21 protein-coding genes are annotated in these 24,012 nt (G+C 68.8%); 4 read left to right on the top strand and 17 right to left on the bottom strand.

Annotated elements, in window-relative coordinates:
• Positions 1 to 4: 4 nt before the first annotated feature.
• The 12 genes from AVMA1855_RS13485 to AVMA1855_RS13430 all read right to left on the bottom strand — a co-directional run bounded on the left by AVMA1855_RS13485 (position 5) and on the right by AVMA1855_RS13430 (position 14,318).
• Entirely contained in the window at positions 5 to 1,258 is a 1,254-nt protein-coding gene (locus AVMA1855_RS13485; RefSeq protein WP_284426090.1) for an ABC transporter substrate-binding protein, read from the bottom strand.
• 7 nt (positions 1,259 to 1,265) lie between these two features.
• On the bottom strand, positions 1,266 to 2,315 hold the full coding sequence (locus AVMA1855_RS13480) for a sulfotransferase family protein (protein WP_284426089.1): 1,050 nt from the start codon (positions 2,313 to 2,315) through the stop codon (positions 1,266 to 1,268).
• Entirely contained in the window at positions 2,303 to 3,148 is an 846-nt protein-coding gene (locus AVMA1855_RS13475; RefSeq protein WP_284426088.1) for an aspartyl/asparaginyl beta-hydroxylase domain-containing protein, read from the bottom strand. The genes AVMA1855_RS13480 and AVMA1855_RS13475 overlap by 13 nt, the downstream gene beginning before the upstream one ends.
• 34 nt (positions 3,149 to 3,182) lie before the next feature.
• Complete coding sequence (locus tag AVMA1855_RS13470; RefSeq protein WP_284426087.1) at positions 3,183 to 4,088, bottom strand: hypothetical protein; 906 nt, start codon at positions 4,086 to 4,088, stop codon at positions 3,183 to 3,185.
• A 128-nt stretch (positions 4,089 to 4,216) separates the two neighbouring features.
• Positions 4,217 to 5,419, bottom strand: coding sequence for a DUF1513 domain-containing protein (locus AVMA1855_RS13465; RefSeq protein WP_284426086.1), 1,203 nt, complete (start codon positions 5,417 to 5,419; stop codon positions 4,217 to 4,219).
• A gap of 4 nt (positions 5,420 to 5,423) precedes the next feature.
• Positions 5,424 to 6,530 (bottom strand): imelysin family protein, encoded by a 1,107-nt coding sequence (locus AVMA1855_RS13460; protein WP_284426085.1) that lies wholly within the window; start codon positions 6,528 to 6,530, stop codon positions 5,424 to 5,426.
• Complete coding sequence (locus AVMA1855_RS13455) at positions 6,527 to 7,996, bottom strand: di-heme oxidoreductase family protein (RefSeq protein WP_284426084.1); 1,470 nt, start codon at positions 7,994 to 7,996, stop codon at positions 6,527 to 6,529. The genes AVMA1855_RS13460 and AVMA1855_RS13455 overlap by 4 nt, the downstream gene beginning before the upstream one ends.
• A 7-nt stretch (positions 7,997 to 8,003) precedes the next feature.
• Positions 8,004 to 9,203: an imelysin family protein gene (locus tag AVMA1855_RS13450; RefSeq protein ID WP_284426083.1), complete on the bottom strand. Its 1,200-nt coding sequence runs from the start codon at positions 9,201 to 9,203 to the stop codon at positions 8,004 to 8,006.
• A gap of 496 nt (positions 9,204 to 9,699) precedes the next feature.
• A complete protein-coding gene (locus AVMA1855_RS13445) occupies positions 9,700 to 11,643 on the bottom strand; it encodes a PhoX family protein (RefSeq protein ID WP_272564549.1) in 1,944 nt (647 codons plus the stop codon).
• A gap of 324 nt (positions 11,644 to 11,967) precedes the next feature.
• Complete coding sequence (locus AVMA1855_RS13440; protein WP_284426082.1) at positions 11,968 to 12,801, bottom strand: BPSS1780 family membrane protein; 834 nt, start codon at positions 12,799 to 12,801, stop codon at positions 11,968 to 11,970.
• Between the two features lie 78 nt (positions 12,802 to 12,879).
• A complete protein-coding gene (locus AVMA1855_RS13435; protein ID WP_284426081.1) occupies positions 12,880 to 13,830 on the bottom strand; it encodes a homoserine kinase in 951 nt (316 codons plus the stop codon).
• Between the two features lie 134 nt (positions 13,831 to 13,964).
• Positions 13,965 to 14,318: a hypothetical protein gene (locus AVMA1855_RS13430; protein WP_284426080.1), complete on the bottom strand. Its 354-nt coding sequence runs from the start codon at positions 14,316 to 14,318 to the stop codon at positions 13,965 to 13,967.
• A 59-nt stretch (positions 14,319 to 14,377) separates the two neighbouring features.
• On the opposite strand from AVMA1855_RS13430, the gene polA reads away from it, so the two are divergent.
• Entirely contained in the window at positions 14,378 to 17,188 is a 2,811-nt protein-coding gene (gene polA / locus AVMA1855_RS13425) for a DNA polymerase I (RefSeq protein WP_284426079.1), read from the top strand.
• A 43-nt stretch (positions 17,189 to 17,231) separates the two neighbouring features.
• Here the strand turns inward: polA and AVMA1855_RS13420 are convergent, their stop codons facing one another.
• From AVMA1855_RS13420 to AVMA1855_RS13405, 4 genes are all read right to left on the bottom strand, one after another.
• A complete protein-coding gene (locus tag AVMA1855_RS13420; protein WP_284426078.1) occupies positions 17,232 to 17,591 on the bottom strand; it encodes a hypothetical protein in 360 nt (119 codons plus the stop codon).
• A 64-nt stretch (positions 17,592 to 17,655) separates the two neighbouring features.
• Complete coding sequence (locus AVMA1855_RS13415) at positions 17,656 to 18,288, bottom strand: peptidoglycan recognition protein family protein (RefSeq protein ID WP_284426077.1); 633 nt, start codon at positions 18,286 to 18,288, stop codon at positions 17,656 to 17,658.
• Positions 18,289 to 18,361: 73 nt separating this feature from the next.
• Complete coding sequence (locus AVMA1855_RS13410) at positions 18,362 to 19,018, bottom strand: hypothetical protein (protein ID WP_284426076.1); 657 nt, start codon at positions 19,016 to 19,018, stop codon at positions 18,362 to 18,364.
• Positions 19,005 to 19,547, bottom strand: a complete 543-nt coding sequence (locus tag AVMA1855_RS13405) for a hypothetical protein (protein WP_284426075.1) — start codon at positions 19,545 to 19,547, stop codon at positions 19,005 to 19,007. The genes AVMA1855_RS13410 and AVMA1855_RS13405 overlap by 14 nt, the downstream gene beginning before the upstream one ends.
• Before the next feature lie 264 nt (positions 19,548 to 19,811).
• On the opposite strand from AVMA1855_RS13405, the gene AVMA1855_RS13400 reads away from it, so the two are divergent.
• Positions 19,812 to 20,714, top strand: coding sequence for a LysR substrate-binding domain-containing protein (locus AVMA1855_RS13400; RefSeq protein ID WP_284426074.1), 903 nt, complete (start codon positions 19,812 to 19,814; stop codon positions 20,712 to 20,714).
• Positions 20,715 to 20,786: 72 nt separating this feature from the next.
• Here AVMA1855_RS13400 and AVMA1855_RS13395 read toward each other — a convergent pair whose 3' ends face one another.
• Positions 20,787 to 22,010 carry a D-amino acid dehydrogenase gene (locus AVMA1855_RS13395; protein WP_284426073.1) on the bottom strand — a complete coding sequence of 408 codons (1,224 nt, stop codon included), beginning with the start codon at positions 22,008 to 22,010 and terminating at the stop codon, positions 20,787 to 20,789.
• A gap of 275 nt (positions 22,011 to 22,285) precedes the next feature.
• On the opposite strand from AVMA1855_RS13395, the gene AVMA1855_RS13390 reads away from it, so the two are divergent.
• Both AVMA1855_RS13390 and AVMA1855_RS13385 read left to right on the top strand, forming a co-directional pair.
• The gene (locus tag AVMA1855_RS13390) at positions 22,286 to 23,173 is read left to right on the top strand and encodes an amino acid ABC transporter substrate-binding protein (protein WP_284426072.1); all 888 of its coding nucleotides are present in this window, start codon (positions 22,286 to 22,288) and stop codon (positions 23,171 to 23,173) included.
• A 34-nt stretch (positions 23,174 to 23,207) separates the two neighbouring features.
• Positions 23,208 to 24,008: an aspartate/glutamate racemase family protein gene (locus AVMA1855_RS13385; RefSeq protein ID WP_284426071.1), complete on the top strand. Its 801-nt coding sequence runs from the start codon at positions 23,208 to 23,210 to the stop codon at positions 24,006 to 24,008.
• Positions 24,009 to 24,012 lie beyond the last annotated feature (4 nt).

The raw sequence follows: 24,012 nt of genomic DNA, 5'->3' as shown, positions 1-24,012 counted from the left end.
TCCATTAAGTCACGAGATAAGGGTTGGTCCAGCCGCTGCAGCCCGGGGCTCCGAGCGGCGCGCAGGGGCCGCGCGTGGCCCATGCCATTTCGGTGGCTCCCCCCGTTGCGGTTGTGCCGCCGCGAAGCCAGTGGGTGCCGTTGCGATCGCCGCTCGCCAAGCCATGGGGAGGGTCTCCGCGGGGGCCGTTTTCCGAGGGCGTTCGCAGGATGGCCAGTTGCTCAACCCCCGCGCCGTTGCTTTGCCACTGCACGAAGCGCTGCCCGGCCTCGAAGCCTAGCAGGGCCGGGCCGCTCAGCTCCGCCAACGGATCGGAGCCCGGAAGCGCGCAACGGGCGGCGATCGACCGGCAGGTGTCGGACCCGGCATTCCAGGAGGCCACGCTGGTCCAGCCTCTCGGCCGCGACCCGACGGCTTCCGCCGGCCCCCGCGAAAAGAGGGTGCCCACCACGGGGGGCTGGCTGTGCGGCTGCAATTGGCTCCACTGCCGCTGAAAGCGCAAGGCCTGCGCGCCGGAATACAGGGCCACCACGAAGTCTGCGCGGGCGGCATGCCAGGCCGAACGCAAGCCGGCGAACTCGTCGGAGCCGTCGGGCAGGCCGGAGACGTGCATTGCCGACACCGTTCCGCCTGCGGCCTCGAACGCGCGGCGAAATTCATGCGGAAAGTCGTAGCCGCTTTCCAGAAAGCCCATGCACAGCAATGCGCGTGTGCCCCAGCGCCGTGGCGCTTCCCGCCCCAGGACCGCGCAGGACTGCCACAGATCCAGCGTGTGGGCAATCAGCCAGGGCGAACGGTCGGCCAGGCGCGTGGGCAGCCGGTCGGCCCCCGTGTCGCTGGCCAGAAAAGGGATCTGGTTCGCTTCCAGGAGCGGCACCAGGTCCCGGGCCGACTGCATCGGCAGCCATCCTGCCAGCGCGTCGACCGCACCGGATCCGACGGCGGCACGCGCCTGCCGCAGCGCGGCCTGGGGACTGCGTCCGTAGGGCAGCGGCAGCCAACGCGGGTGGTGTTCCGAGGCTTCGGCGCCCACTTGCAGGCCGGCCAGGAATTCGGTGGAGAGGGTGGGGTAGCGCGACGATTCCGGCAGCAGGACGCCGACCGTCCGCCGGATGCCGTGTCGCGCCGGGGGCTGCCGGTCCGTCGGCGCTGCCAGGGCCGGCGTAGCGGCGCAGGCCACGGTCGCTGCCGTGGACACGGAGGCGCCCAGGAAGCCACGTCGGCCGAGTCGCGCAGGGGAGGGGGGCGAAAAAGTCATTGCGTGGTCAACCGGCTTCAAGGGCTTCGGAAGGGGTCCCGCCGGCGTGCATGGAGGCCTTGCCTGCCGCCGCGCGCATGGCTTCCAAAGCGCGGTAGTGGGGATCGATCCATTGCATGGCCAGTTCGTGCAGGCGAGGCGAAGCCTGGCTGTGCTTGCGCTGCGCGTCGGGTGCGAACGGGTGGTTGGGGTGCTTCGCATGGACAGCGAAGGTGAGTTCGGCCTGCTCGGTGGCCGCAGCGTCGAGCGCCATGCCGAAATGCGGCGCGACCTCGGTAAGGATGGCCGATGGAAGCTGCCGGTAGTCGAGCAGCAGCGTGCGCTCCGGCCGGAACTGCTGCACCATGGTTTCGTAGAGGGCGCCCAGGCTGCGGGCGCAATAGGCTTCGAGGCCCATCTGCAGCGCATCGTCGAACGCGATGCCGGCCAAGTTGACCCCCAGAGGCCCGCCGGGGATCAGGTAGGCCGCGCGCTGCTGCCACTGGGACACCAGCACTTCCAGCGGGTCCCGGTACAGGAAAAGCCATGGGGTGTCGGGCCAGGCTTGCGCGATCTGGTCCGCATAGCCTGTGGCCCAGCAATCGCATTTGATGACGAGGTGGCTGCGCCTTGCCCCGTGGCCCGGCCGCAGCGGCTGCGACCAGGCGCTGGCCACCGCCCTGGCCGCGGGAACCGCCAGTGCCCGATCCATGCCGGGCAGCAGGGCGTTCGCGCGCATCAGATCGTCCAGCAGCGGAGGCTCCGAGAGGGTGACGTGGCTGTCGAGCGCCGCGAAGGCCTGCGTCACGAGCGTCGAGCCGCAGCGCGACACGTGAAAGACGATGCCCGAAGGCGCCAGGCCCGGCGAAGCCTGCGCCCATTCGAGCAGATCGGACAGCGGTGTCTGCCGGCGAAACCCCTGGTGGAAGGGGTGATGCATCGCATCCTGCACCCCGTCCGAGAAGAAGGGCGCGCGCGTGACCTCGGTCGGCGCGAGCATCCAGTCCACCAGCGTCTCGCCGCCGGCCCCCGGGTAGATGCGGATGGGCGACCAGCCCTCGAAATTCAGACGACCCATTGCTGCATCCATGCCTGCCGCCCGGAGGCCATGGCGGACAGGACTTCCGCCTCGGTGAAGGCCCATCCACGGGCCTGGCCCATTTCCATGCAGGCCTGCGCGAATGCCTCCCGCGAGTGGATGCCCAGCAGGCGGTCCTGCAGCGCCGACTCGTCGAAGACCTGTTCCCGAAACCGCGCGAACCGCCACTGCGGGTCCTGTTCGGGCGGGTAGGGCCGCCCGGTGTCGCCCGCGGCGATGGCCTGGCGCAGGCGGGGCGTCGCCTCGCAATCCACCACCAGGTGCAGCCGCTCGACCGTGCCCCGGTTGCAAACCCGGTGCGGCAGGGAGAAATCGGCATACCACCACTCGCCCGTGCGCATGGGCACCCGCTGGCCACCCACATGGAAAAAGACTTCGTCATGCGTCTGCAGCGGCAGGTGCAGGCGCACCTCGCCATCCCGCAGCCCCACGCCGGCATCGGCGTGTTCCAGGATGGTGCCACCGGGCGCCAGGCGCAGCACGCGCACCGATTTGAGCGGCGCGCCTTCCGTGATGCCGGCCACCAGGGTCCGAATGGCGGGGCATTGCGCCATCGTGGCCTCATCCTGGAAGAAGTCCGCAGCGAACTCGCCCGGTGCGGCAGGCAGCGGCGAGCGGGACGTGCTGCGCAGGGCCGCCACGTGCCAGCCGCCGTTGTGCTTCGCCAGATTGAAATGCGGGCCCCAGAGGCTGTCCGGCAACGCATGGACCTCTTGCAGCGCCGCAGCCACTTCGGCCATGCCGTGCGCCAGCCGCCGCATGGGCGGGAAGTCGTTGGGCGCAAGGGGTGCCACGCTGGGCTGGGCGGTCATGGGGCGATGCGGGCCGTGGGTGAAGCCAGCGCCTTTACTGGGCGCAGATCGCGTAGACCGTGCAGCTTTGCAGGTCCGAGCGATAGGAGTTGAGGGCGCGGATCGTCCAACCGAAGGTGCCCGAGTTGCCGCCGCAATTGGCCACCGGGCGGCTCTCGCCCAGGTAGACGCCGATGTCTTCGGGCGATGTCTGGCCGGTGCTTGCGGAATGGCCGCCGCCCAGCACCTTCTCGCCCGCATTGCAGCAGGAGGTGACGGCGCAGGCCTGTGCATTCACCGGTTGCAGCGTGATCTCGCGGACGGTGACGCCCGTGCTCACCGAGCCTGCCGCGCCGGTCGGGCCCGCAGGGCCGGTGCCACCTGTGGAGCCTGTGGCGCCCGTGGCGCCTGCCGATCCCGTGGGGCCCGTGGGCCCGGCAACTCCCGCGCTGCCCGTGGGGCCGAGGGCGCCCGTCGCTCCGGTGGTGCCCGTGGGGCCTGTCACGCCGGTCGCCCCGGTGGGCCCGGCACTGCCCGTGGCCCCGGTGGCGCCGGTGGCGCCGGACGAGCCGGTGGTCCCCGTCGGGCCGGCGATGCCCGTGGGGCCGGTCGGACCCGCGATGCCGGTCGCCCCGGTGGCGCCGGCCGGGCCCGTAGCGCCCGTGGCACCTGTCGCGCCGGTGGCCCCCACCACGCCCGCACAGTTGCCGAGGGCGCCTCCGGGGCCATGGCATACCGGCGTCGCCTGCGACGGCGCCGACGCCAGTCCGGGCACCGTGACGGAGCCTGACGCCTCGTCCACGCGCAGGCGGATCTGGGTTTTGTCGGTGTTGGTCACCGTGAAGCCGCCATTGGGCGGCGGTGCAAGCACGATGTCCGCCGCCATCACTGCATGGCAGTGCAGGGCCCCAGCCACCAGGGCCGCGATCAGGTGTTTGCGTTGCGGAGGAAGAAAGGACATGGGCACCCCGTGATAACCGGCGGAGTGTAAGGAAAAGCCCTAAATTTTTGCCATTTTGTAATGACTTCGATAGTTTTTATTTTTGGTGTTCCGCGATGCAACATCTATCAAGAGGGCGTGTGCAGGGTTTACCCGGTGATGTACCAGTGGTTGTCCACACGCGCCTTGGCCAGGCCGCTGCGGTGGAGATGGGGCTGCGGTTCGGCGCCGCGGGCGTCTTCAAGGGTGTGGTCCAGCCCTGCAGCCCACAGTGCGGTGCCGTTCACGGCGAGTGCGCAGACCTCGGGCAGCGCCACCAGGCGCTGCCAGTCCCCCTGTGGGCTGAAGGTGGCGATGCCCTGGGCGCGCGGGCAACTCACGGCCCATCCCTCGGGGGTGGCGGCGATGCTGCCGCCATACCCCCGCAAACCGCCTTGCAAACCGCCCTGTGGGCCGCCGGCCCCCTGCGCGGGAACAGGCGCGGCGGCCCGCAACGCCTTGCCATCGAAAAGCGCCAGCACGGGCGCCGCCTCCCGGTCCGGCTGGCCGTCGTGCTCGGCTTGCAGGGCGATGCCCAGCACGCGGCCATCGGCGCTCCAGGCCAGGTGCCGAAGGCTCAGCCGCCGGTCGTCCAGCCGCCATTGGCCCAGCACGTCGCCGGTGCGGCCATGCAGCCGTACGACGGACGAGTCCATGGTCTCCAGCGCGCGTTTCACGCGGCCGGTCTCCGGTGCGGTGGGCACGCCGCCGTTGGCGACGATCAAGGTGGGCGCGCCATCGGCGAGCGTGTGGCGGTCCCAGATGAGTTCGTGCGCGTCGATGCCCTGCGTGGGCCATTCGCTCACCGCCTCCAGCTGCTCGGCGCTGCGCTGCACGACGAGGCTCTGGCCGGTGTCGGCATCGGTCTCTGTCGTGTAGAGCAGGCGTCCGTCCGGCGATGCGATCACGTGGCCGTTGAACGAGCGGGTGCCGTCCGTCCACTGCCAGACGGGTTCGCGCGGGGTGCCTGGCCACCAGCGCACCAGCCAGTCGCCGGGCCGGCGCGACGCCGCCACGATGCTGCCGTCCGGCAAGGGGCACAGGCCGTGGGCACGGGTGGGAATGTCCAGGGTGTGCGTTGCGCGCAGCGGTGCGTCCTGGCCGGCCCGGGCCTGCAGCACACCGATGCGGTAGCTGCCGTCTTCCTGCTGCCATGCCGCTGCCAGGCGCAGCGAGCCCGCAGCGGCGGCCGGTCCGGCCCAGGCGGCGGCCAGCGGCACGGCCAGCCCCAGGCCTGCGCCGAGCCGCAGCGCCTGCCGGCGCGACAGCGGTGCCGAGGCGGCAGGGATGCGTTCCGGTCGCTTGGTTGGCATGGCGTCAGTCCCCGTCGGCGTCCGAAAACCCGATGCTCACCTGCAGCGCCGGCGCGATCTCGGCCTCGGCCAGGCGCTTGAGCGCGGTCAGTTCCTTGGCCGCCTGCAGCACCTGCGGCCCGGTGTTCTTGCCGGGCTGCGCCAGGGCGGCAAAGGCGGTGTCGATGCGCTGCGTGGCCTGCAGCAACTGGTCGGCCAGAGGGTTCAGGCCGCGGCCGCGCAGGTAGGTTTCCAGCGGCACGAGGGCCTCGCCCGGCTTGGGCAGCGCGGCGCCCTGCGGCAGCACGGCCAGCGTGCGCAAGGCCTTCCATTCGGCGGCCCAGGCTTCGTGCGTGAGGCCGCTGGCGGCGCGGGGGTAGTCCGGCGTGCGGCTGCCCTGGGCGGCGCGCAGCGGCTTTTCCATGTGGGCCCAGCGCAGGCGTTCGATGCCGCCCACCCACTGGTTGATGAACTCGCCCATGGCCTGGGTGGAGCGCTCCTGCTCGTCCTCGGCGGCCCAGTCGGTGGTGGCGGCGCTGTCGAACGCGGCCTTGAGCGCCACCGCCTCGCGCTCCACGTCCAGCGCCGCCTCCACCGCATACCGGCAGGCCGGCGTGGCGGGCGCGGCCGGCTGCGTCCACAGCAGCCATTCGAGGGCGGGCATGCCCTTGGCGGGCGTGCCCACGCGCTCGAACGCCTTGGCACCCTGCGGCTGCGTCTTGATGGCGCGCTCGATGAGCGGGGGCCGGGTGGGTGCGAAGTCGATCTGGCGCTGCGTGCGCCGGGCGATTACCGGGCCCACGGCCACGGCGCCCAGGCTCTCCCACGCGAGCATGGTGCTGCGCCAGGCGCCGCGGGCGGCGTCCAGCGCCGCGCCGGCCTGTGCCGGGGGCGCATCGCACAGGGCCCGCAGCGCGGGCGGCAGGGCCTGCGCCGCGGTGGCGAAGTCGCCCGCGCGGGGCAGGGCCCAATGGCCGTAGAGGCTTTGCAGGGAGTGCGTGGTGTCGTAGAACGGCACGGCGTCGTGCCGCCAGTTGGTCTGCGCGGTGGCGGTGGCCGCGGCGCCGGCCAGGGCGCACAGCGCCAACGCGGCCAGGCGGGGCAGGGGGCGCTGGGCAGGGAATTTCGTCATAGCGACTCCACGAATTGCACGAGCGCATCGCGCTCGGCCTTGTTCATCTTGAGCACGTTCTGCTTGGCTTCCTCGGCCTCGCCGCCGTGCCACAGGATGGCTTCGAGCACGCCGCGCGCGCGGCCGTCGTGCAGCAGGCGGGTGTGGCCGTTCACGTCCTGGATCAGGCCCGTGCCCCACAGCGGGGGCGTCTTCCACTGCCGGCCGTTGGCCGCGAAGTCGGGCCGGTGGTCGGCCAGGGCTTCGCCCATGTCGTGCAGCAGCATGTCGGTGTAGGGCCAGATGCGCTGGCCCGAGACGGCCTTGCTGGTCAGGCGCGGGAACGGCCCTTCCTTGGTGACGTAGCTGGGGCGGTGGCAGGCGGCGCACTGGGCCTGGGCGAAGAGCGCCTGGCCGCGCTGCACCTGCACGTCGTTCACCTTTCGGCGGGCGGGCGGGGCGAGCGTGGCCTGGTAGAACACCACGTCGTCGAAGGTCTTGTCGTCGATCTCCACGCCCGGCTGGCCCTGGCGGCCCGCGCTCTTGCCGCTGGGCGCGGCCAGGCAGTCCTTTTGCGCGGGCGTGCAGGCCTCGTGCGGGAAGTGGCGCGAGGTGATGCCCATGTCGCCCACGAAAGCGCCGCCGGTCTGGTGCGCGATGGTGGCCACGTTGCCCTTCCAGCCGAAGCGGCCGATCATCATCCGGGCCGATGGCGCATCCCACACGCGGTTGGGCACGCCCTTGATGGGGCCGGGCGCCTTGGCTTGGTCGGCGGCATTGGCCAGGATGTCGGCCTCGTCGATGGCCTCCAGCAGGCCCACGCCGATGATCTGCGGCGCGATGCGCGGGCTGACCATCACGTCCGGGTGCATCGGCCCGTACCCTAAGTCGGCAAAGCCGTATTTCGGGTCGAGCAGGGTGTAGGGCGTGCCATCGGCGAACTGGCCCTGGATGGTCTGGTAGCGCAGGGTGACGCGGCCCTCGGGCTTCACGCCGGTGATGCCCGCGTTGTTGAACTGGTCGCCGTACACGGGCTCGTGCAGCGGCCCGCCGTGGCGGTCGGCACCGGGGATGGACAGGCGGATCAGCAGCGCCACCGTGGGGTCCTTGGTCTCGCCCAGGCGGTTGAAGATCTCGGGCGGCGCGCCCCGGCCGTCCTGCACGTGGCAGCCGCCGCACGAGCGCGCGATGAAGTGCGGCCCCAGGCCGTCGCGCGCCTTGGTCGAGGCGGGCGCCTCCACCCAGTTGCGGCGAAAGAACGAGTTGCCGATGACGAAGCGCGTGCGCTCGTCGTCCGGCAGGTTGGCCGCGGGGAACGAGAAGGCGTTGCGCCCGGTGGCGAACACGGTGGTGTCGCCGCCGGGCTTCTCGCCCAGCGGGTCCGGGTGGCCGCTGGCCACGAGGCCCGTGGCGGCCGCCGCCAGGCCTGCGCTGGCGGTCGCGAGGCGCCAGGTGCGGCGGCGGTGGAAGGCTTTCAGGAAACGCATCGCGGGATCAGGGTTGCACAAGGGTCAGCCGGGTGATGCCGATGGCGTTGGCGGCGGCGACCAGGTCCTTGGACTGGGCGCTCAGGCTGTCGATGGTTTTCTGGATGCGCTGGCGGCCCGGCGCGTCCTTCTCGCCGATGATCTCGCGGTCGAACGGCGCCTGGATCGCCTCGGCCGCCTTCACCGACGCGGCGATCTGCTGCGTGGTCTTTTCGGCCAGGGCCGCGTCCTTGGCGGCCACCAGGTCGCGCAGCGAGGGGCCCTGCACCTGGCTGCCGTCGGCGCGCCGGTACTGGCCCAGCCACACGTTCTGGATGCCTTGGGCATTGGTCACCGCGTCGCGGTGCGTGTTGTCGGAAAAGCAGGAGTGCTCGTCTTCCTGGTCCTGGCTGTTGAGCGCGACCTCCAGCCGCTCGCCGGCCAGTTCGCCGCGCGAGAGCGAGCCCAGGCCCACCAGCATCTTGCGCACCGATTCCTGCCCGCCCTTGGCGAACTTGGCGCGGTAGTTGTTCTTGGCCTTGGGGTCCCAGGCCTTGACGAGGAAGGTGAGGTCGTCGATCAGCAGGTCGGTGACCACGGTCAGGTACTGGCGGCGGCGGTCGGCGTTCTTGCCCTTGCCATCGACGAAGTCCTCGAAGTTGCGGTCGCCCGGGCCGGTTTCCGACAGGTCCTGGCCCCACAGGAAGAATTCGATGGCGTGCCAGCCGGTGGCGATGTTCTCCTCGCCGCCGCGCTCGTTCTGCGCGGCGAGGTTCTTCTTGGTGATGGCGAACTTGCGGTTGTTCACCAGGCCGGCGTCGGGCTTGCCTTCGACGCTGTCCACGTACGACTCGTCCATGGGCCAGGCGTTGATCTGGCCTTCGGGGCCCTTGTCGTCGTCGATCGGGCCGCCGTAGAAGCGGAACGCCTCGGTCTGGCCATAGAACTCTCGCGCGGCCAGCCAGGTCTTGCGGGCCTCGGCCAGCGTCTCCACCGAGGGTTTGGCCGTGAAGGCCTTGATGGCAGCCTGCATGGCCTTGGCTGCGTTCAGCGTGTCTTCGTAATTGGCGTGCACCAGCGTGGCGTAGTGGGCAGCCACGGCATTGGCGGTGGCGGGCTGGGAGGCCTGGACGGCGGTGCCTTGTGCCTGGGCCACGCCCACGGCGCCGAGCGGACTGGCGGCCAGCAGGGCGGCGAGGGCGGCGGTTCTGAACAAGGGGGTCGTCATGGGCATCTCCAGGTTGGGTAAAAACGGACCGGGCGGACGCTTTCCGGCCTGCCGGAGGCAGGGCGCCGGGCCGCGTGCCGCCGGGCTCGGACCCGGGGCTGCGGCCGGTGGAAGCGGCAGCGGGAACAGGCGGCAAGGTGGGGGCATCCGGCCGCCGGTCGGCAGCACGGCGCCCGGGGTGCGCCTGAGTGAGCGGGTATTATAAGAATGCGATTTATTATCATTTGAAGACAACCCTTCGCCCCGTACCGCCATGCGCGGAGCGGCCGGGAAGGGCGGGTCTCCATGGGAGGGGCTATTTGCTATTGTTTTTGTAGCTGTATGCCCTAGAAGAATATGTGCTGGAGCTGGTTTTTTCTCAAATACTCTGTGGCGGTGCGCCATGGGTGCTGCCGTGTGCCAACCCCATGAAAAAAGCGAGGCCAAGGCCTCGCTTTTGGGTGGGCACCGGCCGTGCCGCGCTGGCACGGGTCCGGGGGCGGGAGAGCGGCTGCGTTCAGCTCAGCTTCATCTGCGACGGCGTGCCCGTCAGGTAGCCCACGGCCGAGCCGAACTTGTCCTTGTAGTTGGCGCGCACCAGCGGGTCCAGCGTGTCCTTGACCTTGCTGTGGATGCTGCCCCAGTCGCCGGCGTGCTGGAAGTTGCTCATGATGTAGGTGAAGCCGTTGATCTCGTCCACCGCATGCAGGCCGGTGGATTCGCCGCCCGCGGGCACCGACATCAGGCGCGACAGCTGCTTGGTGTCCACGTTGTACGCCCACAGGAAGTTGTTGACGTGCTGGCTGCTGTCCTCGCCGATGAACAGCGTGCGCAGTTTTTCGGAGAACTTGAGGTTGTCCGGGTTGGCGATGTTGTTCGGGTTGGCGGTGTTGCCCAGGGCGTCGGCCGTGATGTCTTCGCCGGCCAGCAGGGCCTTGGTGTCCACGGGCATCCAGTCGCTGTTGATCGCGGCGCCGGTGGTGTCCTTCTGGCCGCCGCGCAGGTTCAGCGCCATCACGGCACCGGCCACGAGTTGCTTGGGCACCGAGATGCCGTTGCCCGGCACGTTGGCCGCGTTGCCCGCCACCATCGAGGTCTGGATGTTCTGCAGTGCCGAGTAGGCGATCTTGTCCTTGGCGTTGACCGTGGTGCCTTCCATCTTGGTGAAGCCCAGGCTGGCGCCCAGCAGTGCGGCGTAGCGGTGGGTTTCCAGGAAGGCGGCGGCCTTTTCCATGCCGGCGTTCAGCTTGATCCACTCGGTCTTGCCGTTGGCGACGATCTTGGTGAAGGTCGTGTCCTTGGGGTCGGCGCTGGCCACGGTCATGATGTCCGTGGGCTTGAGCTTGCCGGCCAGGGCCTCGATCTCGGCGCTGGTGGCGGAGCCCAGCTTGATCCAGGTGAGCGGCGCGGCCGTGGTGGCGGCGGGGTCGATGGAGAAGCCCGCGCCGACCTTGGCGGCGTACAGCGTGCCGGAGGACAGGTCCTTTTCCTTGTCGGCCACGAAGACGAAGTAGGCGCTGTTGGTGGCGTCGTCACCCATCAACGCGGTGCGCTGGTCGGGCATGACCTGCACCAGCTCGTGCGAGATGCGGCCCATGCAGAAGTGCTTCTTGATGCTGGCCGTGCCGTCGGCGTTCACCGTCACTTCGGGCATGTGGCCGTAGTGGTAGGGGTTGGCTGCCGTCTCGCTGCCGTACAGGTTCTTGCTGTAGGCCTTGAACTGCGCGTTGGAGGCGATGGTGAAGGCGTCCGGCTCGTACTCTTCGCTGGACAGGTGGGTGCCCCAGGGCGACAGGCTCGCGCCGCAGGTGATCCACAGGCCGTGCACCTTGGAGGTGTCCACGTTGTGGTACTTGACCAGCGACAGCTTGCCCGTGGCGGGGTCCTGGTCCAGGCTCAGCACGGCGATGGGGGAGGGCAGCTTGCCGTACATGTCGGTCTTGCCGTCCTGCGCCCAGGTTGTGTATTCGAACTGCACCACGGCGAACACGGGGTTGCCCTTCACGCCGTCCACCTTGGCATTGGCCACGGTCAGCAGCGAGGTGCCGTCCGGCGAGTCGGAGAAGAACTGGCGTTCCTTGCCGGCCACGGTGGTGTCGGTGATGGCCTTGTTGTTGATGTCCACATAGCCGCCCGCGAGGATCTTGCCGCCCTTGCCGTCGGACACCATGTCGCCCGTCACGAAGAAGGGCTGGTAGGCCAGCTGGTAGTTCTGCACCGAGTTGTCGCTGAACTTCACGCTCATCGTGGAGCCCACGGACGTGGTCGCCATGGCAGCCGGGTTGGACAGCGTGGGCGCGGCCATCGAGCTGAAGCTGGCCGATGCGAACGTGGCGCCATCGCTGCCGCCGCCGCAGGCGGTCAGGAAGGATGCGGAGGCGCTGGCGCCCAGCGGCAGCATTGGCACGCCGGCGAGGAATTGCAGGGCCTTGCGGCGGGTGGGCATCGGGGTGTGGGACATCGTTTTGTTCCGGAAAGGAGAGGGGTGCGATACGCCGCCGGCAACGGCCGTGGGGAGCGGCAGGCCGGCGAGCCAAACGCGGAAACGACGCAATGCCGCTTCCACTGCCCGGATGCTAGGAATCGCCCGTGACAGCGATTTGAAGGAATGGTGACAGCCGTGTGACGCTGGCGGCTGCATTGACCGCTGCATCGCGCCCCATGCAGGGGATCGGAGCGATCGACGGGCGGGTGCGGGCCCGTCGGCCGGACCGGACTGCGCTCGTCCGGTCGGTGGTGGCCCGGGGGCTTTGGCCCCGTGGCCTGGCCCCGAAGGGCATGCGCGTCAGAGCGGACCGGGCGGCTCGGCGGCGGCTTCGGACGGAGGCGAGACCAGGCGCCGCTCCGGTGGCTCAAAGCAGTCGCGGAACGAAAACACCACCGAGGTGAAGAACATCGCCGCCAGCATGAGCGCGGTCGCCACCATGATGCCGCCTGCCACGCCGCTGCCCAGGCCCAGGAGCGCCAGCAGCGTGACGCCGATGCTGACCACGATGCCCGCGCCCAGGAACACGCCCGTCCACACCAGGCCATAGACGGTGAAGGCGCTGAAGTTGCGCAGGCACGCCACCATGCTGAAGAACAATGCCTTCACGGGCGGCACGCCGTGCCAGTGCACCAGGCCCGGCGCATGCCAGAACAGCAGCGACAGCGGCACGTACAGCGCCAGGGCAAGCCACATGGCGGCCTGGAAATCCCCCGCCTCGGCCACCTCGCGCGTGAGCTGCTCGCCGCCCAGGTACACGCGGGCGAACTGCCCGTCGTCCACCAGGGCCGAAATCGCCATCACCGCTAGAAAGCCCACGGCGTAGAGGGCGCCCAGGATGAGCATGTCGCGCAGCCGCTGGCGCCCGGTGCGAAACGCCACCAGCAGCAGCGCTGGCGTGGGAAAGCGCCCCTGCGTGGCCTCGCCCGCGGCCACCATCATGGCCAGCGTGGCCGAGGGCAGCAGGGCCAGCGCGACGGCCGGGCCGATCAGGGGCAGCAGGGTGGCCAGCGACATCGCGGCCATGGTCATGAAGAACAGGGCCGCCAGCGCCATCGGCTGGCGCCAGAAGACGCGGATGCCGAGCCGGACCCAGTCAAGGCCGGCACGGGCGGGAACGATGTGGAGTTTCATGGGTGGATTGTGGTGGAGGGGCCCCAAGCCGTGCACGGGCCAGGGACATGCGGCCGGCGGCGGGCCGCCCGCGTCCGTTCAGGCATGCACGGGGTGTGCCAGGCGTTCGCGCAGCACGCGCTCGAAGTGCGTGGGGTCGTGCGGCGTCAGCAGCGAGGCCTCGCGCGGCAGGTAGAAATCCCACAGCCGCGAGATCCAGAAACGCAGCGCGCCAGAGCGCAGCATGGCGGGCAGCAGGGTGCGCTCGTCGGCGGTGAGCGGGCGCACGCTTTGGTAGGCGTCCAGCATCGCGCGGGCCCGCGCGTCGTGGTGCGCGCCCGTGGGCAGGTCGATGCACCAGTCGTTCAGGCACACGGCCAGATCGAACAGGAAGGTGTCCACGCCCGCGAAGTAGAAGTCGAAGAAGCCGGTCAGCTCTTCGCCGTCGAACATCACGTTGTCGCGGAACAGGTCGGCATGCACCGGCCCGCGGGGCAAAGCGGCATAGCCGGCGGAGGCCGCCACGTGGTTCTGGTAGGCCAACTCGGAGCGCAGCAGCGCGGCCTGTTCCTCGCCCACGTGGGGCAGCACGGCGGGAACGGTCTCGTTCCACCAGGCCAGCCCGCGCAGATTGGGCTGGCGGCGTTCGTAGCCGTGCCCGGCCCGATGCATGCGCGCCAGCGTGGCGCCCACGGCGGCGCAGTGCGAGGCTTCGGGCGCCAGCTGGCTCTTGCCGCGCAGCTTGCTCACCACCGCGGCCGGCTTGCCGGCCACGCTGTGCAGGATGTCGCCGTGCTTGTCGGCCCGCGGATCGGGCACGGGAATGCCGGCGTGCGCCAGATGCTTCATCAGGTGCAGGTAGAACGGCAACTGATCGGCGGTGAGCCGCTCGAACAACGTGAGCACGTACTCGCCCTGGTCGCTGGTGAGAAAGTAGTTGGTGTTCTCGATCCCGCCCTCGATCCCGCGCAGCGATACCAGCGTGCCCAGTTGCAAACGGCGCAGCAGGTCGCGCGCCTCTTTCTTGGAGACTTCGGTGAAGACGGCCATCGCTCAGCGCAAACGAAGAAAAGGAAAAGGGAGGGGAGAGGAAAAAGGCACGGAAGTGCGAACGCAGGGAAGGCAGCCGAAGCCGCCGCGCGCCGGATAGCCCGGTGGCCGCGCCGTGGCGGCCGGCCGGGGGCTCAGAACTTCATCACGTTCCACACGCGCGGTGCGGTGTTGGTCTCGGCGCCGTTGCGTGGGCGGGTGCGGGCGCCTTCGCCGGGCTGCACTTCGTATTCGGGCATGCTGCCGGTCTTGGGCTGCACTGTGATGCTCTGCGTCTGGCCGCCCACCCGCAGCTCGTTCACGCGGCTGCCTTCGTCTTCGACCTGGATGCGCTCGACGCGCTGGTTCTGGCGGCCTGCCGATTGCTCCTGATTTGGTAGCTGCTCGCGCTGATCAGTCGTGCGCTGGGCCGCGTTTTGATCGGGGGTCTGGGCCAGGGCGGGGCCGGCGATGAAGGCCAGCAGGAGGAGGGTGTGGGCAGCGCGCATGGGCGGATTGTAGAGCGCAGCACCTGGGTGACGCGCAGCGCGGGGCACAATCTGCGGCTATGAGCAAACCCAAGACCCTGGTGCTGGTGGACGGCTCCAGCTATCTGTACCGCGCCTACCATGCCATGCCCGACCTGCGGGCCGTGCCGGGCGACCCCGCCAGCCCGGCCACGGGCGCCATCCGCGGCATGGTCAACATGATGCAGGCCCTGCGCCGCGAAGTGCGCGCCGACTATGCGGCCTGCGTGTTCGACGCCTCGGGCAAGACCTTCCGCGACGACATCTACCCCGAATACAAGGCGCAGCGCGCGCCCATGCCCGACGACCTGCGCAGCCAGATCCCGGCGATCCACGAGGTCGTGCGCCTGCTGGGCTGGGCCGTGCTCGACGTGCCGGGCGTGGAGGCCGACGACGTGATCGGCACGCTCGCCGTCACCGCGGCGCGGCAGGGCGTGGAGGTGATCGTCTCCAGCGGCGACAAGGACATGAGCCAGCTGGTGAATGCGCACATCACCATCATCGACACCATGAGCGGCAAGAAGCGCGACATCGCCGGCGTGACGGCCGAGTTCGGCGTGCCACCGCACCTGATGGTGGACTACCAGACCCTGGTGGGCGACACCGTGGACAACGTGCCCGGCGTGCCCAAGGTGGGCCCGAAGACGGCCGCCAAGTGGCTCATGGAATACGGCTCGCTCGATGCGCTGATGGAGCGCGCCACCGAGATCAAGGGCGTGGCCGGCGAGAACCTGCGCAACGCGCGCGACTGGCTGCCCACCGGGCGCCAGCTGGTCACCATTCGCACCGACTGCGACCTGGAAGGGCATGTGGTCGGCCTGCCGTCGCTGGACGCGCTGACCACCGGCGCGCAGGACGCCGCGGCCCTCAAGGCCTTCTACGAACAGTACGGATTCAAGGGCCTGGCCCGGGCCATCGACATCCAGGAAACCGCCCCCGAACTGCTGGAGGAAGGGGCCGCCAAGGCGTCCAGGGGACGTGGCGCCGCCATGGACCCCACCCCCGGCCTGTTCGACGAGCCCGCCGAAGTGGCCGCGGCCAAGGTGAGCAACCTGCAGTACGACACCGTGCTCACCTGGGAGGCGTTCGATGCCTGGTTCGCGCGCCTGCAGGCGGCCGAACTGGTGGCGATCGACACGGAAACCACCTCGCTCGACGAGATGCGCGCCGAGATCGTCGGCATCAGCTGGAGCGTGGAGGCCGGCACGGCCGCCTACGTGCCGCTCATGCACGACTACCCCGACGCCCCGGCGCAACTGCCCCGCGACGAAGTGCTGGCGCGGCTCAAGCCCTGGCTGGAGGACGGCACCCGCAAGAAGCTCGGCCAGCACGTCAAATACGACCGCCACGTGCTGGCCAACCACGGCATCGAAGTGCAGGGCTACGCCCACGACACCATGCTGCAGAGCTACGTGCTCGAAGTGCACCGGCCGCACGGCCTGGGCAGCCTGGCGGAGCGGCACCTGGGCCGCAGCGGCATCCATTACGAAGACCTGTGCGGCAAGGGCGCCAAGCAGATTCCTTTCAGCCAGGTATCGATCGAACTGGCGGCCGAGTATTCGTGCGAAGACTCCGACCAGACACTGGACGTGCACCGTGTGCTGTGGCCCCAGTTGCAGGCCGACGACAAGCTGCGCGGCATCTACGAACTGGAGATGGCCAGCAGCGAGGCGCTCTACCGCATCGAGCGCAACGGCGTGCTGGTGGACGCGCCCATCCTCGCGCAGCAAAGCCATGAGCTGGGGCAGCGCATCCTGCAACTGGAGACCGAGGCCTACGAGATCGCGGGCCAGCCCTTCAACCTGGGCAGCCCCAAGCAACTGGGCGAGATCTTCTTCGACAAGCTGGGCATGCCGGTGGTCAAGAAGACCGCCACCGGCGCGCGCAGCACCGACGAAGAGGTGCTGGAAAAGCTGGCCGAGGACTACCCGCTGCCCGCCAAGCTGCTGGAGCACCGCAGCCTGTCCAAGCTCAAGGGCACCTACACCGACAAGCTGGCGCAACTGGCCCATCCCTCGACCGGCCGCGTGCACACGCACTACGCCCAGGCCGTGGCGGTGACGGGGCGCCTGTCCAGCAACGACCCCAACCTGCAGAACATTCCCATCCGCACGGCGGAAGGCCGGCGCGTGCGCGAGGCCTTCGTGGCGCCGCCCGGGCGTGTGATCGCCAGCGCCGACTACAGCCAGATTGAGCTGCGCATCATGGCCCACCTGAGCGGCGACGCCTCGCTGCTGCATGCCTTCACCGAAGGGCTGGACGTGCACCGCGCCACGGCGGCCGAGGTGTTCGGCGTCGAGGTCGGCCAGGTCAGCAGCGAGCAGCGGCGCTACGCCAAGGTCATCAACTTCGGGCTCATCTACGGCATGAGCAGCTTCGGCCTGGCCAAGAACCTGGGCATCGAGACCAAGGCCGCCGCGGCCTACATCGACCGCTATTTCCAGCGCTATCCCGGCGTGAAGCAGTACATGGACGACACCAAGGCCCTGGCCAAGACCAAGGGCTATGTGGAGACCGTGTTCGGCCGGCGCCTGTACCTGCCCGAGATCAACTCGCCCAACGGCCCGCGGCGCAGCGGCGCCGAACGCGCCGCCATCAACGCGCCGATGCAGGGCACCGCCGCCGACCTCATCAAGAAGGCCATGGTCGCCGTGCAGGACGTGCTGGACGCCGAAAAGCCGGGCGTGCTCATGATCATGCAGGTGCACGACGAACTGGTGTTCGAGCTGCCCGAGAGCGAAGTGGACTGGGTGCGCCGCGAGATCCCCCGGTTGATGGCGGGCGTGGCGGACCTGAAGGTCCCGCTGCTGGCCGAAGTCGGCGTGGGGCCGAACTGGGACAAGGCGCACTGAGGCGGGCGGGCTGGGGCCGGCCAGGGCCGGCCCGACTCCGGCTTTACTGCCCCATCAACGCAGGCAGCGCCTTTTCGCACGCGGCCTGGCAGAGAAACCGCTGCGTCTGGCCGGTGGCCTCGGCCGTCAGGTAACCCGCTCCGGCTGCGTGGATACGCCACGCGTATTTCGCCCTGCCTTTCATGAGCGTGCCGGAGAAGCTGCACGGAAGGATGATCGATTCGGCATGGAATGTCGCGGCAGAGACTTCGTGGGCGGTCGAGAAATAGGTGGCTACGTCTTTTGGCGTGAGGGACAGCGTTTCGCAGCCCAGGGTGTCGGCTGCGTTGTCCACCTGTCGCTCTATATCGATGACAGCAAGCCCAGTATTGGTTGGCCCGGGCCGGCTGATGTGGATGCCCAACGCAGCCAGAAGGGCTGCACTGGCTAAGACAAATAGGACGGAGGATATTCTTAGATCCTGCATCTCATGCGCCACTGAAAAGATATTTGAGCAACTGCGCGCCTTCTGCAGGTTGTTTTCGGGCTATGGCGCCGTGTGAGTAGACGTCCGCATTCAGCTTGAGGCCATACTCTGTCACTAAAAGTTGGGTAAGCCATTTGGTCTGATATAGCTGTGCGGAAGTCGGCGTCTCATAGACCTGATTGCCCGTTAGAAAGAGACCCACCACCTCGATCCCGATAGAGTCGCTGTTGGAGGGATAACGCAGCGGGTAGGCCTTCCGATTTTCGGAGTCCGACACATTGGTGGCCCTGCGCCCAAAACTCATGCCCCGCTCGTGCAACATTGCATTGATGGTTTTTAGATCGTCTGGTGCGCAGCTGTTTTCATTGAGACAGCGAGGTTGCAATATGCCAACATGCCAGCACGTTTTCAGCAGGCTGGCCGTTTGATAGATTTTTCCTGATTTGTCTATCAGGAAATGGGCCCCGGTCTTTTGACCTGCTTTGTATGCGTTCAGCGAACTGCTCGCTGTCGACGAATCGGTGCGATGCAAGACAATGGACGTGACCTTTTTTAACGCGTCATGCTCGATGGACGGGAAGGTTTTTACTTCAATGTTCTTGTCTGCAATCAATCCGTTTTCAAATTTCCCCAATTTCTTCCTCCCTTGATATTTGAAGCGGCCCGAATTCTAGAGGGATCGGTTTGCCCGCTTCATCACAGAAGAGTCAAGGAGGGCAATCCGGCGTCACGTCCGCTCCCAGCGGAAGGTAGTAATGCGCCTTCGGCACCCATTGCCCCTTGGCGCCGCTCTCTGCGACCTTCACGTGCATGCCTTCGCTGGACAGGCAGTGGTCCACGCGCAGGCGGGCCTTGCGGTCCGGCCATCGCAGTACCACGCGGTGGGCATGGGTGCGCGAGACCACCGCGTTCTTCGCCAGCAGCAGGCCCACGAAGCCTTCTTCGGGCGCCTTCTGGAATTTCGCATCCCGTTCATCCGCAGGGACCGCGTCTTCACCGCGGTATTGCAGGATGGAAGCGTCCTGCACTGCCGCGCCCGCTTGAACGCAGCACTCCGGCTTCTTGCCCATGGGCGGAGACAGCCGAAGGTAGTGAAGTGCCTCGCCTTCAGGCTGCGGCTGGCCCAGCACCAGCCGGGGTGCGTCGGGCCGGCGGGCGTCGAGAAGGCCCACGCGCGAGGACACGGGCGATGCCGAAGGCACGGGCTGCGCGGTGTCGGCCTGCGCGCTGGTGCCGCCCAGGAACAGCCCCGCCAGCGCCAGAAGGACCGAGGCCGTGGACCGGCTGAAAAAACGGCTGTCGGCCATCTGGCCTGCCGTACCGCTCAAGGGGCGGCGGGTGCTGCTGCGCTCAGTGGCCATCATCGGACCAGTGCGGCGGGTCGGACGTGAGCTTGTAGACCCCGTAGGTCGCGCCCAGGGCATGCAGTTGCGCAGCGGTGGTGACAGTGGTGCTGGTGCCTGTGGCATCTTTGAAGGCCTTCCCTGAATAGTTGGTGATCGTCATGTCAATGGCGCGCCCCTCGGAATGGCGCGAGGTCAGGGCGGGCGCATACACGATGCCATAGCCTGCCACCATCTGGTTGGCCGCGACCCGGGCGGCACCTGCATTGACCGCACCCGTGGCACCGCGGTGCACCCATTCGATGTCCACGCCCGCCATCGCGGGCACTGTGGCGGCGTCCGCGTTTTCGCGGGCGATGCGCCAGGCGTGATGCATGAGGTAGGCCCGCTCCGGCGGGCGCAACGTGGCGGAGATGGAGACCGAGGCGCCCCCGGCTTCCAGCGCGGCGATGAACGTGTCCGCCTTGGTGCGGAAACTGGCGATCAGATCGCTGGTGGAGGTACTGGTCGGGAACCGGGCAACCCACGCGCTGCCACTTGAATCTGCCATGCCTTGTCTCTTTCTGAACGGAGGGAGGGGTGCTGGATGCAATCCAGGGGGAATGGGCAACGCGGCGCGCCGACGGGATCGAAAGACGGCAGGCCTCCCAGAGCCACCTTGGCCGTCGGTTGTCACGCACCGCGGCGAGCCTATCCGCACCCCATGACCGTACCGCGACATTTGTTTCCAATTGCGTCCTGCGTACAGCGGATGCAGATGCTTTTTGATGCAATATGGTCAGATGCCCTTCTCTCGAAAAAGCCTGCCTTTGCCATGCGCCTGCGCCACATCGAAGTCTTCAATGCGGTGATGATCACCGGCAGCGTGAGCGCCGCCGCGCGGCTCATCAACGTCACCCAGCCGGCCGTGAGCCGCATCCTCGCGCATGCTGAACTGCAGCTGGGGTTCGCGCTGTTCCACCGCATGAAGGGGCGGCTCGTGCCCACGCGCGAGGCGCAGACCCTGTACCCGCACATCGAGCGGCTGTTCAACCAGCTCGACGACGTGCAGCGCTTGGCCAACAGCCTGCGCGGCCAGCAGCGCGAAGGCGAATTGCATGTGCTGAGCGTGCTGGCGCTGAGCCACGAGGTGATGCCGCGCGCGCTGCAGGCCTTCCGTGCGCAGCACCCGGACGTGGTGGTGCGCATCGATGCGTTGCACTCGCCGCAGATCGTCTCGGCCCTGGTGCTGCAGGAGGCCGACATCGGCTTCGTGTTCAGTGCGCTGGTGCACCCCTCGCTGGCGCAGGAGACGCTGGCGGAAGGGCGCGTGGTGTGCATCGCGCCCAAGGGCACGCTGGATGCGGACGTGGTGCAGGCCGGCGTGGTGCACCTGGCCGATCTGGCCCACACGCCGGTGATCCGCCTGGAGGCGAACGACCCGCTCGGCACGATGGTGAACCACGCCAGCCGCGAGGCCGACGTGGGCCTGCAGGCGGCCTTCACGGTGCAGACCTACCACGCGGCGCTCGCGCTCGCGCACCACGGGTTGGGCGTGGCGCTGGTGGACGTGTGCACTGCGGCGTCGGCCGACCGCACGCGGGTGGACGTGCTGGCGCTCGCGCCGCGCATCGCGGTGCCCGTCAAGGCGCTGCGCATGGTGAACCGGCCTGCATCGCTGCTGGCGGACACCATGGTGCGCTGCATGCGCGATGCGGTGGCGCAGACGCTGGCGTAGGCCGGCCTGGCAGAGAGCGACTGACAAGCCGAGCGCGGCGGCGAACGCGCGGCGGCCTTCCCCCGCCGTGACTCAGGCGGGCGCGCAGGCCTGCAGCATCTGCTCGGCCACGATGGCCGCAGTACCGAACGCCAAGGTGAAGCCCAGTGCCCCGTGCCCCGTGTTGAGCCACAGGTTGTCGGCCTCGGCGGCGCGGCCCGCGATGGGCAGGCCCGTGGGCGTGGCGGGGCGCATGCCGGTCCAGGGGTGCAGCGATGCGGCGGGCGCTTCGTGCCCCAGCACGGTGCGCACCGTGGCGCGCAGGCTGTCGATGCGTTCGGGGCGGATGCGGCGGTCGTTGCCCACCAGCTCTGCCATGCCGGCCACGCGCAGGCGCTGGCCCAGGCGGGCGAACACGACCTTGCGACCCGCGTGCGTCACGTTCATGCGGGGCGCCCAGGGTGCATCGGCTGGGGCGTCGAGGGTGATGCTGTAGCCCTTGATCGGATAGACGGGCAGGTGCACGCCCACCATCCGGGCCACCGCCACGCTGCCGCTGCCCAGCGCCAGCACGAAGCGGTCGGCCTCGATGGTGCCGGCGCTGGTGCGCACCGCCGCGATGCGTCCCTGTACCCGCTCGAACCCCTGTACCTGCGCACCCAGTTCGAAGCGCGCGCCGCGCTGGGCCAGCAGGGCATGCAGCCCATCGCACACCTTCTGGCAATCGGCCGCGCACTCGCTGGGCGTGTGGATCGCGCCGGCAATGTGGGGCGCATGGTGGGCGAGTGCGGGTTCCAGCTCCAAGCAGCGCTGGGCGGACACCGAGGACTGCTCGCTGCCCCAGGCCTGCTGCAGTTCCATCTGCCGCTCGGCCGCGGCCAGGCCATCGCGCGTGCCGTACAGCACGAGCTTGCCGGTACTGGAGAAGTCGCATTCCAGCGCCTCGCGGGCGCGCATGGCTTCGAACCCGGCGCGGCTGCGGGCCGCAAGCGCGAGCAGTTGCGCCGTGGTGCTACGCGAGGTGGCGCCGTTGCAGGCCGCCAGAAACTGCAGGGCCCAGCGCCATTGGTGCGGGTCCCGCTGCAGCCGCACCTGCAGCGGCGATTCGCGCGACAGCAGCAACTTGGGCAGTTGCGCCCACAAGCCGGGGTCGGCCAGAGGCTGCACGTAGCTGTAGCTCAGCTGTGCGCCATTGCCGCCGCTGGCGCCGCCGCCCACGGGGCCCTGGTCGATCACCGTGACGCGCATCCCCTGGCGCTGCAGCGCGTAGGCCGTGGCCAGGCCTACGATGCCCGCACCCATCACACATGCATCCATATCGCTCGATTCCCGTTGGTTGTCCGTTCTGGGCACTCTAGGGACGCGCACGGCCTTTGAACAATGCCAAAGCGCGGGGCAGGCATGCCGGGAAGTTATGCGCCGGCGCCGGGCGCGAAGATTGCATGGGGACCCTCTGGTCGATGCGGATGGCATAACTTTTCGTCATGGCCCATGCTGCCGAATGAATTGTTCAAAGCCGCACCGAGTTCCTAAAGTGCCTGGGCACCTGCACCGTTCCATTCCCCCTTTTTGTTCCCGTCAAGGAGTTCCCCATGAAGCCATTACTGTCTGCCGCCGTCCTCGCTTGCGGCGTGTGCGCTGCGGCCACCGCAGCCCACGCCGACACCCTGCAGAAGATTGCCGACTCGGGAAAGATCACGCTGGCCTACCGTGAATCGTCGGTACCCTTCAGCTACCTGGCGGGCCCGGGCGAGCCGATCGGCTTCTCGGTGGACATCTCCAACGCGGTGGTGAATGCGGTGCGCGCCAAGCTCAAGAACCCGGCGATCAAGGTGGAGCTGCAGGCCGTCACGTCGCAGAACCGCATTCCGCTCATCACCAACGGCACGGTGGACCTCGAATGCGGCTCCACCACCAACAACTCCGCGCGCGGCAAGGACGTGCAGTTCGCCGTGAACTATTTCTACACCGGCACCCGGCTGCTCACCAAGAAGACCTCGGGCGTGCAGAACTATGCCGACCTGGCCAAGAAGAAGGTCGCCAGCACCAGCGGCACGACCAATGCGCAGGTGATCCGCAAGTACAGCCGCGAGAACAACCTCGAGATGGACATCGTGCTCGGCAAGGACCACGACGATTCCATGCTGCTGGTCGATTCGGGCCGGGCCGAGGCGTTCGCCATGGACGACATTTTGCTGTTCGGCCTGAAGGGCAATGCGCGCAACCCCGCGGACTGGGTGGTGGTGGGCGATTCGCTGCAGGTCGAGCCCTATGCCTGCATGCTGCGCAAGGACGATCCGCAGTTCCAGGCGCTGGTGAACGGCGTGATCGGCGGGATGATGAAGTCCGGCGAGTTCGAGAAGCTCTACACCAAGTGGTTCATGTCGCCCGTGCCGCCCAAGGGCCAGAACCTGGGCCTGCCCATGTCCAAGGAACTGCGCGACAACCTGGTGGCGCAGAGCGACAAGCCCGCCAACTGATCGCCCCTGCGCCAGCCCTTTCCGGAGGTTGTCCATGACGCCGTCAATCCCCGCGATCCCCCCGGTGCCCCGCATGGTGGGCATCCTGGGCGGCATGGGGCCGGCCGCCGGGGCCGATTTCGTGCGGCTCTTCGTGGAGGCGTGCACGCGGCGCATGGCCGCGCTCGGCATTCCCGTGCGGGACCAGGCCTATCCGGAGCACTGGCTGGCGCAGGTGCCCATTCCCGATCGCACGGCGGCCCTGGGCGACCGCACGTCCGGCGCCCACCAGCCGGCAGAGCCGATGGCGCAGGCCACGGGCCGGCTGGTGGCGCTGGGGGTGCAGGCCGTGGCGATCGCATGCAACACGGCCCATGCGTGGCATGGGGAGCTGCAGCAGCGGTTTCCGCAATTGCAGGTGTTGCACGGCATGCGCGAAGTGGCGGCCGGGCTCGCGGCTGCGCAGGTTCCGCGCGTGGCGCTGCTGGCCACGCAAGGGTCGTACGACAGCGGGCTGTACCAGGCCGAACTGCAGCGCCACGGGGTGACCTGCGTGCTGCCGCAGCCCGGTGAGCGCGAGCAGCTCATGCAGGGCATCTACGACGGCGTGAAGGCCGGCGACTATGCACTGGCCCGTCACCGCTTCGCGGCGGTGGCACAGGCGCTGCGCGAACGCGATGGGGTGTCGACCCTCATCATGGGCTGCACCGAAATCCCGCTGGCCCTGGACGAGGCCGCGGCGGGCGCCCGCCTGGTCAACCCGTCGCAGGTGCTGGCCGAGGCACTGGCGCGCTGCGCCTATGCCGGGATCGAGCCGCGAACGCCCGCGCTTGCGGGCGCCGACGCCATCGCCTGAACGG

This window comes from Acidovorax sp. SUPP1855, from assembly GCF_030158955.1.
Taxonomy (GTDB): Bacteria; Pseudomonadota; Gammaproteobacteria; order Burkholderiales; family Burkholderiaceae_C; genus Paracidovorax.
The sequence above is the reverse complement of the archived record's forward strand: the minus strand, read 5'-3'. Positions and strand labels throughout refer to the sequence as shown.

What these genes read in the sequence shown, in the direction of transcription:
- AVMA1855_RS13485 (WP_284426090.1), bottom strand. Translation starts at nt 1,258, where the DNA reads ATGACTTTTTCGCCCCCCTCCCCTGCGCGACTCGGCCGACGTGGCTTC.
- AVMA1855_RS13480 (WP_284426089.1), bottom strand. Translation starts at nt 2,315, where the DNA reads ATGGGTCGTCTGAATTTCGAGGGCTGGTCGCCCATCCGCATCTACCCG.
- AVMA1855_RS13475 (WP_284426088.1), bottom strand. Translation starts at nt 3,148, where the DNA reads ATGACCGCCCAGCCCAGCGTGGCACCCCTTGCGCCCAACGACTTCCCG.
- AVMA1855_RS13470 (WP_284426087.1), bottom strand. Translation starts at nt 4,088, where the DNA reads ATGTCCTTTCTTCCTCCGCAACGCAAACACCTGATCGCGGCCCTGGTG.
- AVMA1855_RS13465 (WP_284426086.1), bottom strand. Translation starts at nt 5,419, where the DNA reads ATGCCAACCAAGCGACCGGAACGCATCCCTGCCGCCTCGGCACCGCTG.
- AVMA1855_RS13460 (WP_284426085.1), bottom strand. Translation starts at nt 6,530, where the DNA reads ATGACGAAATTCCCTGCCCAGCGCCCCCTGCCCCGCCTGGCCGCGTTG.
- AVMA1855_RS13455 (WP_284426084.1), bottom strand. Translation starts at nt 7,996, where the DNA reads ATGCGTTTCCTGAAAGCCTTCCACCGCCGCCGCACCTGGCGCCTCGCG.
- AVMA1855_RS13450 (WP_284426083.1), bottom strand. Translation starts at nt 9,203, where the DNA reads ATGACGACCCCCTTGTTCAGAACCGCCGCCCTCGCCGCCCTGCTGGCC.
- AVMA1855_RS13445 (WP_272564549.1), bottom strand. Translation starts at nt 11,643, where the DNA reads ATGTCCCACACCCCGATGCCCACCCGCCGCAAGGCCCTGCAATTCCTC.
- AVMA1855_RS13440 (WP_284426082.1), bottom strand. Translation starts at nt 12,801, where the DNA reads ATGAAACTCCACATCGTTCCCGCCCGTGCCGGCCTTGACTGGGTCCGG.
- AVMA1855_RS13435 (WP_284426081.1), bottom strand. Translation starts at nt 13,830, where the DNA reads ATGGCCGTCTTCACCGAAGTCTCCAAGAAAGAGGCGCGCGACCTGCTG.
- AVMA1855_RS13430 (WP_284426080.1), bottom strand. Translation starts at nt 14,318, where the DNA reads ATGCGCGCTGCCCACACCCTCCTCCTGCTGGCCTTCATCGCCGGCCCC.
- polA (WP_284426079.1), top strand. Translation starts at nt 14,378, where the DNA reads ATGAGCAAACCCAAGACCCTGGTGCTGGTGGACGGCTCCAGCTATCTG.
- AVMA1855_RS13410 (WP_284426076.1), bottom strand. Translation starts at nt 19,018, where the DNA reads ATGATGGCCACTGAGCGCAGCAGCACCCGCCGCCCCTTGAGCGGTACG.
- AVMA1855_RS13405 (WP_284426075.1), bottom strand. Translation starts at nt 19,547, where the DNA reads ATGGCAGATTCAAGTGGCAGCGCGTGGGTTGCCCGGTTCCCGACCAGT.
- AVMA1855_RS13400 (WP_284426074.1), top strand. Translation starts at nt 19,812, where the DNA reads ATGCGCCTGCGCCACATCGAAGTCTTCAATGCGGTGATGATCACCGGC.
- AVMA1855_RS13395 (WP_284426073.1), bottom strand. Translation starts at nt 22,010, where the DNA reads ATGGATGCATGTGTGATGGGTGCGGGCATCGTAGGCCTGGCCACGGCC.
- AVMA1855_RS13390 (WP_284426072.1), top strand. Translation starts at nt 22,286, where the DNA reads ATGAAGCCATTACTGTCTGCCGCCGTCCTCGCTTGCGGCGTGTGCGCT.
- AVMA1855_RS13385 (WP_284426071.1), top strand. Translation starts at nt 23,208, where the DNA reads ATGACGCCGTCAATCCCCGCGATCCCCCCGGTGCCCCGCATGGTGGGC.